This is a genomic window from Micromonospora sp. SD19 (assembly GCF_054462275.1).
In genome coordinates this window covers 206,874-220,890 of record NZ_JBTLMN010000005.1, presented here as the reverse complement: position 1 = coordinate 220,890, position 14,017 = coordinate 206,874, and the positions used below count along the sequence as shown (strand labels likewise).

General features: G+C 73.5%; 13 protein-coding genes. 3 read left to right on the top strand and 10 right to left on the bottom strand.

Features of this window, described 5'->3' with window-relative positions:
• Positions 1 to 225: 225 nt before the first annotated feature.
• The 6 genes from ACX27O_RS18830 to ACX27O_RS18805 all read right to left on the bottom strand — a co-directional run bounded on the left by ACX27O_RS18830 (position 226) and on the right by ACX27O_RS18805 (position 4,517).
• A complete protein-coding gene (locus tag ACX27O_RS18830) occupies positions 226 to 975 on the bottom strand; it encodes a cation transporter (RefSeq protein WP_030330795.1) in 750 nt (249 codons plus the stop codon).
• The gene (locus tag ACX27O_RS18825; protein ID WP_030330797.1) at positions 975 to 1,304 is read right to left on the bottom strand and encodes an ArsR/SmtB family transcription factor; all 330 of its coding nucleotides are present in this window, start codon (positions 1,302 to 1,304) and stop codon (positions 975 to 977) included. The genes ACX27O_RS18830 and ACX27O_RS18825 overlap by 1 nt, the downstream gene beginning before the upstream one ends.
• Before the next feature lie 134 nt (positions 1,305 to 1,438).
• The gene (locus tag ACX27O_RS18820; protein WP_210862610.1) at positions 1,439 to 1,621 is read right to left on the bottom strand and encodes a ribonuclease; all 183 of its coding nucleotides are present in this window, start codon (positions 1,619 to 1,621) and stop codon (positions 1,439 to 1,441) included.
• Between the two features lie 78 nt (positions 1,622 to 1,699).
• Positions 1,700 to 2,122, bottom strand: coding sequence for a VOC family protein (locus ACX27O_RS18815; protein ID WP_309140875.1), 423 nt, complete (start codon positions 2,120 to 2,122; stop codon positions 1,700 to 1,702).
• Complete coding sequence (locus ACX27O_RS18810) at positions 2,112 to 3,743, bottom strand: thiamine pyrophosphate-binding protein (RefSeq protein WP_458939818.1); 1,632 nt, start codon at positions 3,741 to 3,743, stop codon at positions 2,112 to 2,114. Before ACX27O_RS18810 ends, ACX27O_RS18815 begins: the two co-directional genes overlap by 11 nt.
• A 12-nt stretch (positions 3,744 to 3,755) precedes the next feature.
• Positions 3,756 to 4,517 (bottom strand): cyclase family protein, encoded by a 762-nt coding sequence (locus tag ACX27O_RS18805; protein ID WP_358127313.1) that lies wholly within the window; start codon positions 4,515 to 4,517, stop codon positions 3,756 to 3,758.
• A 373-nt stretch (positions 4,518 to 4,890) separates the two neighbouring features.
• On the opposite strand from ACX27O_RS18805, the gene ACX27O_RS18800 reads away from it, so the two are divergent.
• The 3 genes from ACX27O_RS18800 (at position 4,891) to ACX27O_RS18790 (ending at position 7,511) form a co-directional block, all read left to right on the top strand.
• Positions 4,891 to 6,000 carry a hypothetical protein gene (locus ACX27O_RS18800; protein ID WP_358127311.1) on the top strand — a complete coding sequence of 370 codons (1,110 nt, stop codon included), beginning with the start codon at positions 4,891 to 4,893 and terminating at the stop codon, positions 5,998 to 6,000.
• A gap of 201 nt (positions 6,001 to 6,201) precedes the next feature.
• On the top strand, positions 6,202 to 6,807 hold the full coding sequence (locus ACX27O_RS18795; protein ID WP_030330808.1) for a response regulator transcription factor: 606 nt from the start codon (positions 6,202 to 6,204) through the stop codon (positions 6,805 to 6,807).
• 119 nt (positions 6,808 to 6,926) lie between these two features.
• Positions 6,927 to 7,511 (top strand): response regulator transcription factor, encoded by a 585-nt coding sequence (locus tag ACX27O_RS18790; protein WP_358127309.1) that lies wholly within the window; start codon positions 6,927 to 6,929, stop codon positions 7,509 to 7,511.
• 28 nt (positions 7,512 to 7,539) lie between these two features.
• Here the strand turns inward: ACX27O_RS18790 and ACX27O_RS18785 are convergent, their stop codons facing one another.
• The 4 genes from ACX27O_RS18785 to lanKC form a co-directional block, all read right to left on the bottom strand.
• Positions 7,540 to 9,318, bottom strand: a complete 1,779-nt coding sequence (locus tag ACX27O_RS18785; RefSeq protein WP_458939817.1) for an ATP-binding cassette domain-containing protein — start codon at positions 9,316 to 9,318, stop codon at positions 7,540 to 7,542.
• Positions 9,315 to 11,042: an ABC transporter ATP-binding protein gene (locus ACX27O_RS18780; RefSeq protein ID WP_030330813.1), complete on the bottom strand. Its 1,728-nt coding sequence runs from the start codon at positions 11,040 to 11,042 to the stop codon at positions 9,315 to 9,317. Before ACX27O_RS18780 ends, ACX27O_RS18785 begins: the two co-directional genes overlap by 4 nt.
• A 70-nt stretch (positions 11,043 to 11,112) precedes the next feature.
• Positions 11,113 to 11,232, bottom strand: a complete 120-nt coding sequence (locus ACX27O_RS18775) for a SapB/AmfS family lanthipeptide (protein ID WP_013734295.1) — start codon at positions 11,230 to 11,232, stop codon at positions 11,113 to 11,115.
• Positions 11,233 to 11,237: 5 nt separating this feature from the next.
• Positions 11,238 to 13,877, bottom strand: a complete 2,640-nt coding sequence (gene lanKC / locus ACX27O_RS18770; RefSeq protein WP_247680077.1) for a class III lanthionine synthetase LanKC — start codon at positions 13,875 to 13,877, stop codon at positions 11,238 to 11,240.
• Positions 13,878 to 14,017: the final 140 nt, after the last annotated feature.

Genomic DNA, 14,017 nt, shown 5'->3' with positions numbered 1-14,017 from the left:
CGGCTCACGCCTGCCCGGACGCTTCGGGTTGGCGTGGCATGGGCAATCCGTTACCGGTTGGTTCGCCACACCTGACGGTCACCCGGTGTGTGCCGGGGCTCTTCGACGCGATGCTGGAGGCGGCCTCGGCAGCGGCCCATGAACACAACGCTGAAATCGACCACCACCGAGCGCGGATCCGGTGCGGTCTCCGCGAGGCGGACGGCCCGGCCGAGGGCCACCCGGTCATGTCGCATCGGTCGTGCAGCAGGAGCAGCCGGGCCCGCACCCACACGCGCCGGCATCGCTGTCGCCGGGCCCACCGGCCGCGGTGTCGGTCGGAGGGGTGGTCAGCGGGGCGACGCAGCAGGCATCGCCGCGCCACGCCTCCCGGCCTTCCTTGGCGGCGACGGCGGCGATCACCAGCGCGGCGATCGGGTCGGCCCAGGCCCAGCCGAACAGGCTGTTGACCCCGAGACCGACGAGCAGGACCGCGGACAGGTACGTGCACAGCAGGGTCTGCTTGGAGTCGGCGACCGCAGAGCGGGAGCCGAGTTCCCGGCCGGCGCGGCGCTGGGCGTACGAGAGCACTGGCATGATCGCCAGCGACAGCGCCGCGAGCACGAGGCCGGTGCGGGAGTGTTCGGCGTCGGGGCCGCCGGCCAACGCCCGTACCGACTCCACCGTCACGTAGATGGCGAGTGCGAAGAACGACACCGCGATGACCCGCAGCGCGACCTTTTCCCGGGCCTGCGGGTCGGGGCCGGCGAACTGCCAGGCCACCGCCGCCGCAGAGGACACCTCGATGATCGAGTCAAGGCCGAAGCCGATCAGCGCGGTCGACGACGCCATGGTGCCGGCGGTGATCGCCACCACCGCCTCGATGACGTTGTAGGTGATCGTGGCGGCGACCAGCAGCCGCACCCGGCGGGCGAGGACCTGGTGGCGGTCCGACGACGGCCCCGCGGGTGTCACGGTTCTCAGGGGCAGGGTCATCAGCAGCAACCCTTCTCAGCGGAGTCCGGGCACACGGCCGGGTCGACCGCCAAGACGAGGCCGAGCAGGTCGGCCAGGGCATGTGCCAGGCGAACGTCGGCCAACTCGTAGCGGGTCCGGCGGCCCTGCGGCACCGCGACCACCAGCCCGCAGCCACGCAGGCACGACAGGTGGTTCGACAGGTTCTGCCGGGTCGTGCCCAGCAGGTCGGCCAACTCGGCCGGATAGCCGGGCCCCTCCCGCAGCGCCAGCAGGAGTCGCGCCCGGGTCGGATCGGACAGGGCGTGGCCGAAGCGGGCCAGTACCTGCCCGTGCGTCAACGTCTCCATTCCGCAGATAGTACAGCCGAGGCTGTATCAAGCCGAGTCGCGTGCTCAGCCTTCCGCGCCGGGGGCGGCGCCCAGGCCCGCGACGTGTCGGTGGCGTAGGCGCCCGCCAACCGGTCCCCACACACGCACCGGCCCTACTCCTCCGGGACGCGCGGGCCGACCTCGCCCCGCCTGAGGTGCTCCGCGTTGCGGTCTGCCTCATCGTCGGCGTGCGTGGCACCGGCGCCGGGGTCCGTCGTCCGACGCCCCTCGGCGTCCTGGTACACCGCACCGGTTTCGAGGGCTCGCTCCTGCTGACTCTGCTCGGGCGTCGTCATGGATTCCCACCTACCCTCGGGATCGGTCAGCAAACGGCCCCGCCGGTGCCGCCCGATCGACGGGCCCCGATCATGGCGTCAGGCGACGCAGAACTCGTTGCCCTCCGGGTCGAGCATGACGACGTGCCCGAGGACGTCGCCGTACCACTCCTCCCGGACCACCGTCGCGCCGGCGGCGACCAGGTCGGGCACTTTCCGCCGGATCAACCGCGCGCGCTCGGCCTCGTCCCCGGAGCCCGGGCCGGCCACGCGGATGTCGATGTGCATCCGGTTCTTGGCCGACTTCCGCTCGGGGACCCTGAGGAAGGCGATGGCGGGGCCCCGACCGTCCGGATCGACGATGGACGCGTTGTCTGGCTCGTCGAAACCGGGTTCCTTGACGTACCCGAGGGCCAACGCCCAGAAGGCGGCGATCCGCTGCGGATCGTCGGCGTCGCATCCCAGCGTCCAGAAGGTGGCCACCGCGCCACCGTACGCGGGCGGTGCCGGCTCAGTGGCCACGGAACGCCTCCTGCAACCACCAGGAGCCGCCCGCCGCGCAGACCTTGGCGTCGATCACCAGCGGTCGGGTACGGGGACCGGCGAGCCACCGGCGTACCGGTGGGAGATCGTCGACGGTCCGGACGGTCAGCCCGTCGCAGCCGTAGCCACGGGCGATCGCGGCCAGGTCGGTCTCCGGGAAGGTGACAGTGTCCAACGGGTGCCCGTCCGGGCCGAAGTGGTGCACCTCGGCGCCGTACGCCGCGTCGTCGTAGATCACCACGAGCAGGGGCAGCGCCAGCCGGACGGCGGTGACCAGTTCGGTGGCGGACATGACGAAGCCACCGTCGCCGACCGCCGCGACGGTGAGCCGGTCCGGCCGGGCGACAGCCGCGCCGAGCGCACTGGCCAGACCGAGCCCGACCGACTGGAACGCCTGGGTGAAACAGAACCCGGCCACGTCCGGTACGTCCAGCCACATCGACGGGTAGCCCATGAAGTTGCCCGAGTCGACCACCACCGTGCGGTCGGGCGGCAGCAGGTCGTCCAGGGCGGCCGAGAGGGTCCTCGGGTCGATGGTCGCGGCGTCACTCTCGTCCCGGTACGGGACCGTCCGCCACCGGCCGTGGTCGCGGATCCGCTGGGCAAGCGCCGGCGTACGCCAACCGGCGTCCGTAGTCCCGGTGGTGTCGGCGTCCAGTCGACCGAGGACCGCTTCGGCGACCGCCGTCACGTCGCCGGCCACCGTCAGGTCGACCGGGCGGTTCACCCCGAACGCGGCCGGGTCACTGTCGACCTGGACGACGACGGCGCCGGGCGGGATCAGTTCGCCGTGCCGGGTGGTCCACATGTTCAGCGTGCTGCCCCACGCGACGACCAGGTCCGCCGCGCCGATCAGCTCGGCGGCGAGAGGGGTGGCGAAGCCGCCGGCCACGTCGAGGTTCCACTGGTTCCCGGCGAACAGTCCCTTGGCCGCTGCCGAGACCGCGAGCAGCGCGCCGCACGCGTCGGCGAGCCGGGTCAGCGGTGCCCGGGCCGCCCGGGCACCCCGACCAGCGATGAAGACCGGTCGGCGGGCGGCCTGGAGCGCGGCCAGCAACGGCTCGACCTGCGGGACGGCGCTCGGGGTCGGCGCGACCACGGGGACCGGACCGGACCACGGTTCGGTCGCCGCGTTCTGCACCTGCAACGGCAGGCCCAGCACCACCGTCGCACCCCGGGCGGCGGCCCGGTACGCCGCGCCCGCGTCCTCGGCCGCGTGCGTCGCGCGTACCCGGTGGAAGTCGGCCCCGACCGCGGCGGCGAGTGCCGGCAGGTCGATGAAGAAGTTCGACAGCGGTGCGGTGGCCTCCGGGGCCAGGACGACCATCGGGGTACGGCTCTTCGCGGCCTCGGTGAGGCCGGTCAGCGCGTTGGTGACGCCCGGACCCTGGTGCACCGAGAGGACAGCCGCCCGCCCGCAGGTGCGCGCGTACCCATCGGCCATGCTCGCCGCGCCACCCTCGTGGGCGGCCCCCACGAACCGGGCACCGGCCGCCACGAGGGCGTTCGTGACGTGGAAGTTGCCGCTGCCGACCACCCCGAAGACGTGCCGTACTCCGTGTCCGTGCAGGACCCGCCCGACCACCTCGGCTACCCGCATCGGTGGCCCGGCCTAGCGTTCGACCAGCGCGAGGACCCGGCACGGGCTGCCGGAGCCGGAGACGATCGGCAGCGGGCCGGCGATCACCACCGCGCCGGTGGTCGGCAACTGCCCCAGGTTGCGGAGCTGGGTCAGACCGTACTTGTCCTGGCCGAGCAGGAACGAGTGGCACGGGAACGGCGGGTCGAACGAGTGCGCGGCGCCCGCGTCGGTCCCGACCGTCTCCACCCCGACGCCACGGATCGGTGACTCCTCGGCCAGCCAGCGGGCGCACTCCACGGAGATGCCCGGGGTACGCCCGTCGTTGGCGTACCGCTGCGGATCGTCGCCGTACGCGTCCCAGCCGGTGCGGTAGAGCAGCCAGCCACCGGTGGGCAGGGGCCCGTGTTCCGCCTCCCACGCCTTGACGTGCGCCACCTGAAGCAGGAAGTCGGGGTTGTCGGCGGCGTCGGAGGAGTGGTCGATCACCACCGCCGGGGCGATCAACTGACTCACCGGGACCTGCGACACGTCGGCGCCGTGCTGACCGCTGACCCAGTGCACCGGGGCGTCGAAGTGGGTGCCGGTGTGCTCGCCGGTGGAGAAGTTGTTCCAATACCAGGCCGGGCCCCTGTCGTCGTACCGGCTGATCTCGCTGAGCTGGAACGGCCAGGTCTGGCCGAACTGCTCGGGCAGACCCAGGATCGGAGTCTGGTCGGACAGCGGAGCGGTGAGGTCGACAACCTGGATCCGGCCGCTGGAAAGAGCGGCGACAAACTCCTGCAGCACCGTCATGCGGCGACGGTACACCCGCCCGCGTTCCACGATGGACCGTCGCGCGGTGCCCGCTGGCGTGTTGCCGCCGAACAGCCGGTTGACCGTCACACGGGAGCGGGCGGGGACCCGACGCCCTGAGCAATCAGTCAGATTGTTGTCACCGGCGCCGGCCCGGACTGCCCCGAAACCGCCCGATAACCGGGCCTGCGTCGCTGCGGGCAGGACACGTCACCGGATGCGGCTAGGTAAGCGCATCGCTACGATGGGTCAGCAATCCAGAGGAAGGGGTCGTGCCCGCGTGCGAAGTCCCGTCAACGGAACCGCGCCGGCGTCTGCGCCGGGCCGATCTGCGCCGCTTGCCGCTGACCGGCTGCGCAGCATCGCCCGGCGGATGGTGCTGATCGCGGTCGCCGTCGGGGCCGGCTTCGTCGTGGCCGCCCTGTTCCAGGGGCCGGCCGCCGCCGACGGTACGCACAGCGGGACCGGCGCTGAGCCGCAACGGAAGCTCGGCCGTCTGGTCGAGCCGGTCGTGCGGCTGACGGTCGCGCAGCGCCCCGATGAGGACCGCCAGCGGGCCACACGTGCCGACGAGCGCCGCCGCGACCGGCCGCGCGCCCCGCTGGCCGGGCTCGTCGGTGACGTCGTCGCTCCCCGCGAGCAGACACCCACCACGCAGCCTCGACGCGGGCCGGACGCATCGCCCGCGTCCGTGCCGCCGCCCCGGGCCGACGCGTCCGTCCCACCCGACGCGGCAGAGCCCGACACGCTCCAGCCGGCCCCGGTCGCTCGCGCGGCCCATCGGGCAGCTCATCGTGCCGAGCCGCCGCGCTCTGTCGCTGGCGCACCGCGACCGCCGGCCACCGCCGTCCCCGACCTGCCGGCCACCGCCGTCCCCGACCTGCCCACGCTGTACGTGCCAGGTGATTCGCCGGTGGTGGGCCTGATCACCGCCCCGCTGCCGTACGTCGTCGACATCGTCCACGCGGTGCCGATCCGCCCCCTCGTCACGGCGCTCCTGCACGTCGTCGACGCCGTGCTACCACCGGCTCTCGACACGGTGGTCGTTCCCGCGGCGACACCTCCGCCGCCCGTTCCGCCGGCGCTCGGGGCGGGTGCGGTCGCGGTGACCGACCCGGCTCCCGTACCGACAGTCCCGACGCCACCGGCGGATCCGCCGGTGCCCCCCGCGCCCGCCGCGGCGCCGCCGACACCGGCCGCGCCAGCGCAAATGTCTGTCGTCGGCCCCGCGCCGCCCACCGCCTCGTCGACGGGGCACCGGGCCGCGCCACGGGAGCCGGTGGACGCCGCGAGCGAATTCTCGGGCCAACCCGTCATGCCCGTCGACCAGGACGCCGCCGGTGTCGACGACCGATCGAAACCCGGGCCGGGGCTGGCCCGGCCGGTGGACCGGCAGTCGCACAGCGGTGCCGCGCAGCCCGGCGATCTCGTGCCGCTCCTGGTCGAGAGCCGCACTCCGGCGGCGATCGCCCGCCCGGGCTGAGGTCGGGTCGACCGACCTCGGCGGCGGGCCCCACGGCCCGCTCCACCCGCCGGCCGGTCGATCGGTGCCCGCGCCCGTCCACACCGACGGCGCCGCGGGCCGCTGCCTGCCCGTCTGTCGCGCACGACCGCCCTGATCAACCCGTGGACGCTCCGGGATCGGTGGCCGCCGTGACGCGTACCTGAGATCGGAGAAGACGTGGTGATCCACGTTGTTGTCGCCGAGGACATGGGTCTGCTTCGCGGGGCGCTCTGCGCCGCGCTGTCACGAGAGGAGGACATGGAGGTGGTCGCCGACGTCGAGGGTGTCGGCGAGCTGTTGACAGTGGTTCGGCGGTGCCGGCCACAGGTGGTGGTGCTGGCGCTGACGCCGGAGCTGCCCGACCCGGTGGAGGTGGTCGCCCGCATCGACGTCGAGGCGCCGGAGGCCGCCGTGCTGGCGATGAGCCCTCGGTGGAGCCCAGCCCTGGTGGAGGCGGCGCTGGCGGCCGGCGCACGGGGTCTGGTCGGGAAGGACAGCTCGCTGGCCGAGTTGGTGCGGGCGATCCGCGCCCTCGCGGCCGGGGAGCGGGCGATCGATCCGAGCGCGGCGGTGGCGGCGCTGAGTCCCACCGAGATGCCGTTGACGCCCCGGGAGATGGACGTGCTGCGGATGGCCGCCGAGGGCCTGCCCCTCAAGGAGATCGCCGTCCGCCTCTACCTGGCGCACGGAACGGTGCGCAATCACCTGTCGGTGATCCTGCGCAAGACCGGGGCCCGCAACCGGCTGGAGGCGGTGTCGCGCGCGCGGCGTAACGGCTGGCTGTAGCCGTCGGGGTGGGTCCGGTGGAGACAGTCCGGACCCGCCCCGTCACCGTGCGGACCCGCCGGACCCGTGTTTGAATGTTGACGTTGAGTGATCACTACCGGAGTGCAGGAAGGTCCATCGTGATCCGTACCCTGCTCGCCCTGGACGGCGCCCTGGTGTTGGGCGCGCTGTCGTTCGTCCTCGCCGCCGAGGATGACATCCGCGTCGTGGCGGAGGTGGATCGCGGTGATGCGGTCTCCGCTGCCGTTCACACCCAACGCCCCGACGTGGTGGTGGCCGACCTCGACTTCGTCGAGGGAATCGATCCCGGCCGCCTCGGTGGGTGCCCCCTGCTGTTGCTGGCTCACCCGCACCGGGCGCGGCGACTGCGAGGCATGCTCTGCCCGACCAGGGCGGTCGGCATCCTGCGCAACGACGCCGCCCCGCACCGGGTCATCGACGGCATCCGCCGGCTCGCCCGCCGGGAACCCGTGCTGGACGCGGATCTCGTCGTCGCGGCGCTGCGCTCGGACGGCCCACTGACCAGCCGCGAGACGGAGGTGCTGAGGCTGACGGCCGCGGGAGCGCCGGTCGCTGAGGTGGCGGCGTCGCTCGGGCTCACCCGCGGCACCGTTCGTAACCATCTCGGTCGGATCGCCCGCAAGGTGGGTGCCCGTACCCGGGTGGAGGCCGTGCGGATGGCGGGCGATGCGGGGTGGATCTGACCGGCGCGTCGGCGCTGACGGGCGGGGTTCAGCCCGGCCGCGCCGACGTCGCCCGGGACGGCACCACCGGGTCGTCCCAGCAGCCGACGAGCATCCGGTAGGTGGCCGAGCGGGCCATCAACTGTTCGTGCGTGCCCAGCAGGGGCTCGTCGCCATCGAGGACCAGCACCCGATCAGCCCGCAGCGCGGAACTGATCCGGTGTGCGATGACCACGAGGCTGCCGGGCCGCCGGGCGAAGGCGGCCTCGACCGTCGCTTCCAGCGCCGGATCCAGGTGGCAGGTCGCCTCGTCGAGGAGCATCAGCGGGGCGGGTGCCAGCCAGGCCCGGACCGCCGCGATGAGTTGCCGCTCGCCCGCGGAGAGCAGGGCCGGCGTGACCGGCGCGCTCAGGCCACCCAGACGAACGGCCAGCGGACGCGCGCCGAGCGCGTCGAGGGCGACCTCCAGCGTGTGCTCGTCGGCGTCCGGCCGCAGGTAGCGGAGGTTGTCGGCGAGACTGCCGGTGAACACGTACGCCTCCTGGGGTACCAGCACGCGCATCCGGGCGAGGCCGACCGGATCGACAGCGGTGACCGGCGCGCCGGCCAGGTGGACAGTGCCCGCCTGCGGAGCCACCAGACCGGCCATCAGGGCGGCCAGTGTGGACTTGCCGGCGCCGCTGGGTCCCACCACGGCGAGATGGTCCTGGTCGGCCAGTGTCAGCGAGAAGTTCCGCAGGACGGGTCGGGCGCGCGGACCGTAGGCGAAGGTCAGTCCCCGGACCTCGACGGTTGGTGACCGTCCGCCGGGGGCGGTGGGCGGCCGGCCGTGGGGTGTCCGGTCGGCGGGGGCCGGCGGGCGTTGGTCGTCGGACACCGGATAGGTGCGCAGGATGTTCTCCAGTGTGACCACGTAGCGCAGCCCGCCGCCGCCGAGACCCTGCACCAGTGTGTGCAGAGCGGGTTGCAACCCGGTGGAGACGTAGATCAGCGCACCCAGCACCGCGCCGGCGGTGAGACCACGCTCGACCAGCCACGGGGCGGCCACCATCAGCACCAGCAGGGGCAGCCAGCCGCCGATGCCGAGGCTGAGGCTGCGGATCGCCGCCATCCGGGCGAGCATGCGTTCGGTGGCGGCCTGCGCCGACACCCAGCGGGCCACCTCGGCCGTCACGCGGGTCTGGGCGCCGCAGGCCAGCACGTCGCGGTGACCGGCCAGCGCGGTCGCCGCCGACTGGCCGAGCTGCTCACCGGCCCGGACGTACGCACGCTGGTGGGTGACCATCGCCGGCAGCGCCGCGAGGAACACGCCCAGACCGGCGACCAGCGGCACGGCGGCCAGCGCCGCCACCACGGGCGCCAGAGCGAGCAGGCCGAGCAGGGCGGCGCCCGCCGAGAAGAGGAAACCACGGGTCACCATCAGCAGACCGGCGAAGGTGTCGCGGACGATCTCCATCTGGTGGGTCAGCCGGGTCACGGCGGCGCTGTCCGGGCGGCCACCCGCCCGGGTGGCGTCGCCCAGCGCACCCCGGACCACCTGGGCGGCCACCTCGTCACGGAACGGCTCGACCACGGCGCCGAGGCTCCGGTACGTCCGACCGGTGGCCGCCGCGCCCACCAGCACGGCCACCGCGAGGACCCCCAACCAGGCCAGGCCGTTGAGCGGACGTCCGGCCAGGAAGCCCTCGTCGACGGCGCGGGCGACCAGATAGCCGGCGAGCAGCGCGGGCAGCGACTCGACAAGCGACCAGCCGCCGAGCCCGGCGAGCGCCCGTCGTCGGGCCCGCAGCGCCCGCCAGGTCACCCGGCGTACGCCGGAACGGCTCACGATCCGCCGCCGGCCGGCTGGAAGACCGCCCGGTAGTCCGGGTCGGCCCAGAGTTGCCGGTGCGGCGCCAGGCCGCGCAGCCGACCGCCGTCCAGCCAGGCGACCAGGTCGGCCGCCGCGGCGGCCGCGGTGCGGTGGGTGACCACCAGTCGGGTACGCTCCCCGCCCCGCCCGAGGACCGCGGTGGTGATCCGGTGTTCGGTAGCGGTGTCGAGGCTGGACGTCGCGTCGTCCAGGATGAGCAGCCGCTCGGCGGCGAACGCGCGGGCCAGGCCGAGGCGTTGGGTCTCGCCCCCGGAGAGGGGTGTGTCCACCAGCGGGGTGCGATAGCCGCCGGGCAGACGGTCGATCACGTCGGCAACCGCCGCCGTGCGGGCCGCCCGCAGCACCGCCGGTGTGGCCGGGCTCCGATCGGCCGGCGGCGTCGCCGCGTCGACCGGCAGCGCCAGGCCGATCGCGTCGTGGACTGTCGCGCCGATCAGCACCGGCCGGTCGAAGGCGTAGCCGACGGCACGGCGCAACGCCGCCGTGTCGAGGTCGCGCAGCGGCACACCGTCGAGTCGCACCTCACCGCGGTCGGGGTCGTGCAGCCGGCCGGCCACGGCCGCCAGGGTCGACTTGCCGGCACCGGACGCGCCGACGACGGCCACTGTGGCTCCGGCCGGCACGTCCAGGTCGATGCCGTCCAGGATGGGCCGACCGTCGTCGGCGTGCACGCCCACCCCGCGCAGTCGCAGGGCGCCCGCGCCGGGTGGAAGGGGCCGATCTCCTGCGGGCGCGGCGGACTGTGCCAGCAGCTCGGCGACCCGGTGTGCTCCGGCGCGGCTGCGGACCAGGTGGTTCAGGGTGGCGAGCACGCCACCGAGGCCGGCGCCCATGGCCGCGTACCGGACGGCGGCGACCAGTTCACCCGGCGTGAGCCAGCCTGCGGTCAGGGCGTACCCGCCGACCGCGATGACGCTCAGGTTCAGCAGCGGCGCCACGGCCGCGGTGCGGGCGCTCGCCCGGGCCAGCAGTTCCCAGGAACGCCGGCCGTGCCGGTCCAGCTCCGGCAGGGCCGCCAGCACCCGGTCCTGCTCGCGGTGGGTGGTGCCGGCGGCGGCGATGGTCCGGGCGCCGGTCAGCGACTCCAGCAGCCGTCCGGCGATGGTGCCGAGAACCCGTTGGTACCCGGCGGTCGCCGCCGAGGCGTCGGCCACGAAGGCGCGCATGAGGACGGCGAGCAGGCCGAGGCCGGCGAGCAGGGTGATCCCGAGGACCGGTTCCATGATGGCGAGCGCGACGACGCTGCCCAGCGGCGGAAGCACCGCCACGATGGCCAGGACCACGGCGTTGCCGGCCTGTCCGGCGTCGGCGGCCTGGCCGACCAGACGGCCGACGAGATCACCCACCGGGTGCCGGCGGGTGGCGCGGATGTCCAGGGCGAACAGGTGACGCAGCAGACGCCGGCGCAGTCCGGCGGTGGCGCGGGCCGCACCGTACCCGCTGGTCAGGTCCGTCAGGGTGTCGACGCCGATGAGGACGACGACCAGGCCGCAGGCGGACACCGCCCACCAGCCGGAACCGCCGCCGAGGGCGGCGTCGACGGCGCGGCCGAGCGCCGCGGGTAGCAACAGTTCGGCGGCCGCGCCGAGCAGCGCGACCGCCGCGAGTCCGGCGGTCCAGCCGCCGCCCGCCAGGACCGTCTGCCGCAGCAGCCTGTCCCCCGAGGCGAACGTCGGCATCGGTCCTCCCGTTGGTACGCGGTTGCCCTGGGTGGGCACGTCTACCCACCCAGGGCCCCGTGTGTGTGGATCAGTTGCAGGTCGTGACGGAGAGCGAGCTGTCGCCGCAGAGCAGCAGGCTCGCCCGGCTACCGCCACCCGTGCGGTCGGCCGGAGCCATCTCCAGGCCCTGGAGGTCCAGAAGCGCCATGTCGTTCACCTCCCTTCCATCCGTTCGCTGATCAGGTCGCCCTCGCTGTGGCGAGGGAGTCTCTGCGCGCCCGGCAGGGGCGCGAGGAAAGGCAGCGCCGGCGGTTGGTCGTGCCGCGCGCTGGCCAGCGCGTACAGCACGCCGGCGGTACCGGTGCCGAAGTCCATGGAGAGCCGCAGCAACTGCTCGCCAGGGAACGCGGTCCCCTCCCGGTACGGCAGCGCGTGCCAGCTCAGCCGGTCCAGCTGCGCGTCGAGTTCGCGGCGGTCGGCGTTCTCGGTCGAGGCGGCGAGGTAGGCGATGATGCCGGCCCGTCCGGCGAAGAGCCCGGACTGTGCGTAGAACGGTGAGCGGGCCGCGCGGCGGATTCCCGCGCTCGCCTCGGCGAACCGGTCGTCGGCCCGGTGGCGCAGGTACTGGTCGAGGACCAGCCCGATGCCGACGCTGCCGTGCGCCAGGTAGGGCATGGTGCGCCAGCCCTCATTGACCTCCAGCGCACCGTCCGGCCGCAGCACACACCGGCGCAGGTCCTGACGCAGGGCCGTGGCGGCGTGCTCCAACAGCTCGCCGTCGCCGCTGAGTTCGTAGAGGCGCAGCAGCATCAGCGCCGGTCCGGTCCGGCCGCGCAGCAACCCGGCGTACGGGTGGTGTCCGCCGCTGACGTCCGGGCCCGGGTCGTCGGCCAGCTGGCCGATCACCCGCTCGGCGGCCCGCCACGCGGCGTCGCGCAACGACGCCTCCCCGGTACGCCCGGCAAACTCGGCCAGGTTGAGCGCGATCCCGGACAGTCCGCCGGACAGGCTGTGGTCGAGCCCGTCCAGTGGTTCTCGCAGGCAGATGTCGAGAACGTCCAGTGCGTCCTGTCGGCGGCCGAGGTGGGCGAGTGCGTACGCGACGCCGTGCAGCCCGTCGTAGAAGCCGCAGCGGGTGCCGGACGGGGGTGCTGTCGCCCGCCGCACCAGCCAGTCCTCGTGTTCGGGCCACCGCCCGGCGCCGCTCTTGTCGAGCGCGTACAGCACGCCGGCCGCTCCGTGGGCGAGGTTGAGGCCGCCACTGCGGAACTGTTCAATGTCGCCGGGGAAGAGCCGGTCGTCGCGTTCGGGGGTGGCGCTGGCCACGATCGCCGTCGTCAGCTGGTGACGCATGGTGGGCCAGTCGTCCGCGCCGATGCGTGGGTCGGTGGTGACCGGTGGGGCGCCGGTGATCTCCTCGACCGGCGGGTCGAGGAAGGACCTCGGCACCGGGAAGTTCGCGGCGATGATGTCGGCCAGGTGGGTCACCTTCGCGGGGGCGAGCCGGACCAGCTGGGTCAGCGGCAGGAACAGCGCCAACCGAAGGCAGGCCAGGGCGTACTTGTCGACCGCCGGGCCGCTGCGGTCCCTCGGCGCCGCGAAGCCCTGGTTGCGCAGCCCGGGTCGGCGGTGCCCGGCGATCGGGGCGGCCACCTCGAAGTCGACGAGGGCAACCTGGTCGTCCGGCCGGATCATGATGTTGAACAGGTGCAGGTCCCCGTAGACCAGGCCGCGCTCGTGGATCGCCGCGACGATGGTTTCGACCTGCTGGTAGACATGGCGGGCCCATCGGACGTACGCCGCCCGGTCGCCGTCTGTCGCGTCGGCGTCGATCAGTGGGTACCTGTCGACAAGCACCTTGTTCAGCGGTTTGCCGTCGATGAACTCGAGCGCGAGGAACCGGTGTTCGCCGAGGACGAACTCGTCGTGCACCTGCGGCACCTGCGGCAGGTCGGCGAGTTGCCGCAGGGCCTGCGCCTCGCGGGCCAGCCGGGCGACGGCGTCGGTGCCGTCGGCGTCCAGGCCGGCGTGCGGTCGAGCTTCCTTCAGGACCACCTCGGTGTCGGTACGCAGGTCCCGGCCCACGTACAGCCCACCGCCGTTCGAGAAGTGGATCACCCGTTCGATCCGGTACGGCACCTGGTTGGTGCTGGTGTCGTTGCGGGCGGCCAGGTGCGGGCCGAGGAAGTCGGGCAGGGTGATCCAGGACGGTACGTGGAAGACCGGTTCGCGGCGGTCGGGCACCAGCGTGCCGGAGTCGTCCTCGATCGCCGGGACCACCTGGCCGTCGGGAGAGTGGCAGTAGCGGGCGGCGAAGCCGCCGTAGCGCACGTGGACGGGGCCGGCACCGTAGCGCAGGTCGCTGAGGATGTACGGTCCGGGCTCGCCGGTGAGCAGTTCGTCGAGTTCCTTGCAGGTCAGTTCCAGCTCGGCGTCGTCGCGCGGGTAGACGGTGACGAACTTGCCGCTGGCCGCCCGGGCGGCGTACTTGGAGTTGCGCAGCAGCAGCGTGCGTGGCCCGCGCAGGAACTTGAAGGACAGGCCGCGGGGGACGCAGTAGTTCCAGACCGCGTCCAGCACCCGCTCGGCGTTCGCCAGACCTGCCGACACGTGAATCTTCCAGCCCTGCTGGGGCAGCGAGCCGCCGTCGGGCGCGTAGATCAGCCAGTCGTCGAGCGGCTCACGGCGCCAGCCGGCCGGTACCGGCCGGTCGGCGGCCGGGAAGACGGGCTGCGCGACGGCGCTGCCGAGCGAGTCGTAGAACAGCCGATCTGCGGCGCAGTAGCTGTCGTAGCGTTCGTCCACCGTCTCGCCGCCCTTCGAACTCGGCCGGCTGTTGTTCCGGCGTTGCATCGAGTCTCATCGACAGGACGGGGCGGTCTCCAGTGCGCTTAGTCATGACCTTCGATGCATGGCGCACAGGCACACATGACATTAGTCAGGCCCGCACGGCCGGGCTCAGATCGGGTCGGTGAGGTCGGAGACAGAGGCGG

Excerpts from the sequence above, each read along its gene's own strand:
- ACX27O_RS18830 (WP_030330795.1), bottom strand. The coding sequence starts at position 975 with ATGACCCTGCCCCTGAGAACCGTGACACCCGCGGGGCCGTCGTCGGAC.
- ACX27O_RS18825 (WP_030330797.1), bottom strand. The coding sequence starts at position 1,304 with ATGGAGACGTTGACGCACGGGCAGGTACTGGCCCGCTTCGGCCACGCC.
- ACX27O_RS18820 (WP_210862610.1), bottom strand. The coding sequence starts at position 1,621 with ATGACGACGCCCGAGCAGAGTCAGCAGGAGCGAGCCCTCGAAACCGGT.
- ACX27O_RS18810 (WP_458939818.1), bottom strand. The coding sequence starts at position 3,743 with ATGCGGGTAGCCGAGGTGGTCGGGCGGGTCCTGCACGGACACGGAGTA.
- ACX27O_RS18805 (WP_358127313.1), bottom strand. The coding sequence starts at position 4,517 with ATGACGGTGCTGCAGGAGTTTGTCGCCGCTCTTTCCAGCGGCCGGATC.
- ACX27O_RS18800 (WP_358127311.1), top strand. The coding sequence starts at position 4,891 with ATGGTGCTGATCGCGGTCGCCGTCGGGGCCGGCTTCGTCGTGGCCGCC.
- ACX27O_RS18780 (WP_030330813.1), bottom strand. The coding sequence starts at position 11,042 with ATGCCGACGTTCGCCTCGGGGGACAGGCTGCTGCGGCAGACGGTCCTG.
- ACX27O_RS18775 (WP_013734295.1), bottom strand. The coding sequence starts at position 11,232 with ATGGCGCTTCTGGACCTCCAGGGCCTGGAGATGGCTCCGGCCGACCGC.
- lanKC (WP_247680077.1), bottom strand. The coding sequence starts at position 13,877 with ATGCAACGCCGGAACAACAGCCGGCCGAGTTCGAAGGGCGGCGAGACG.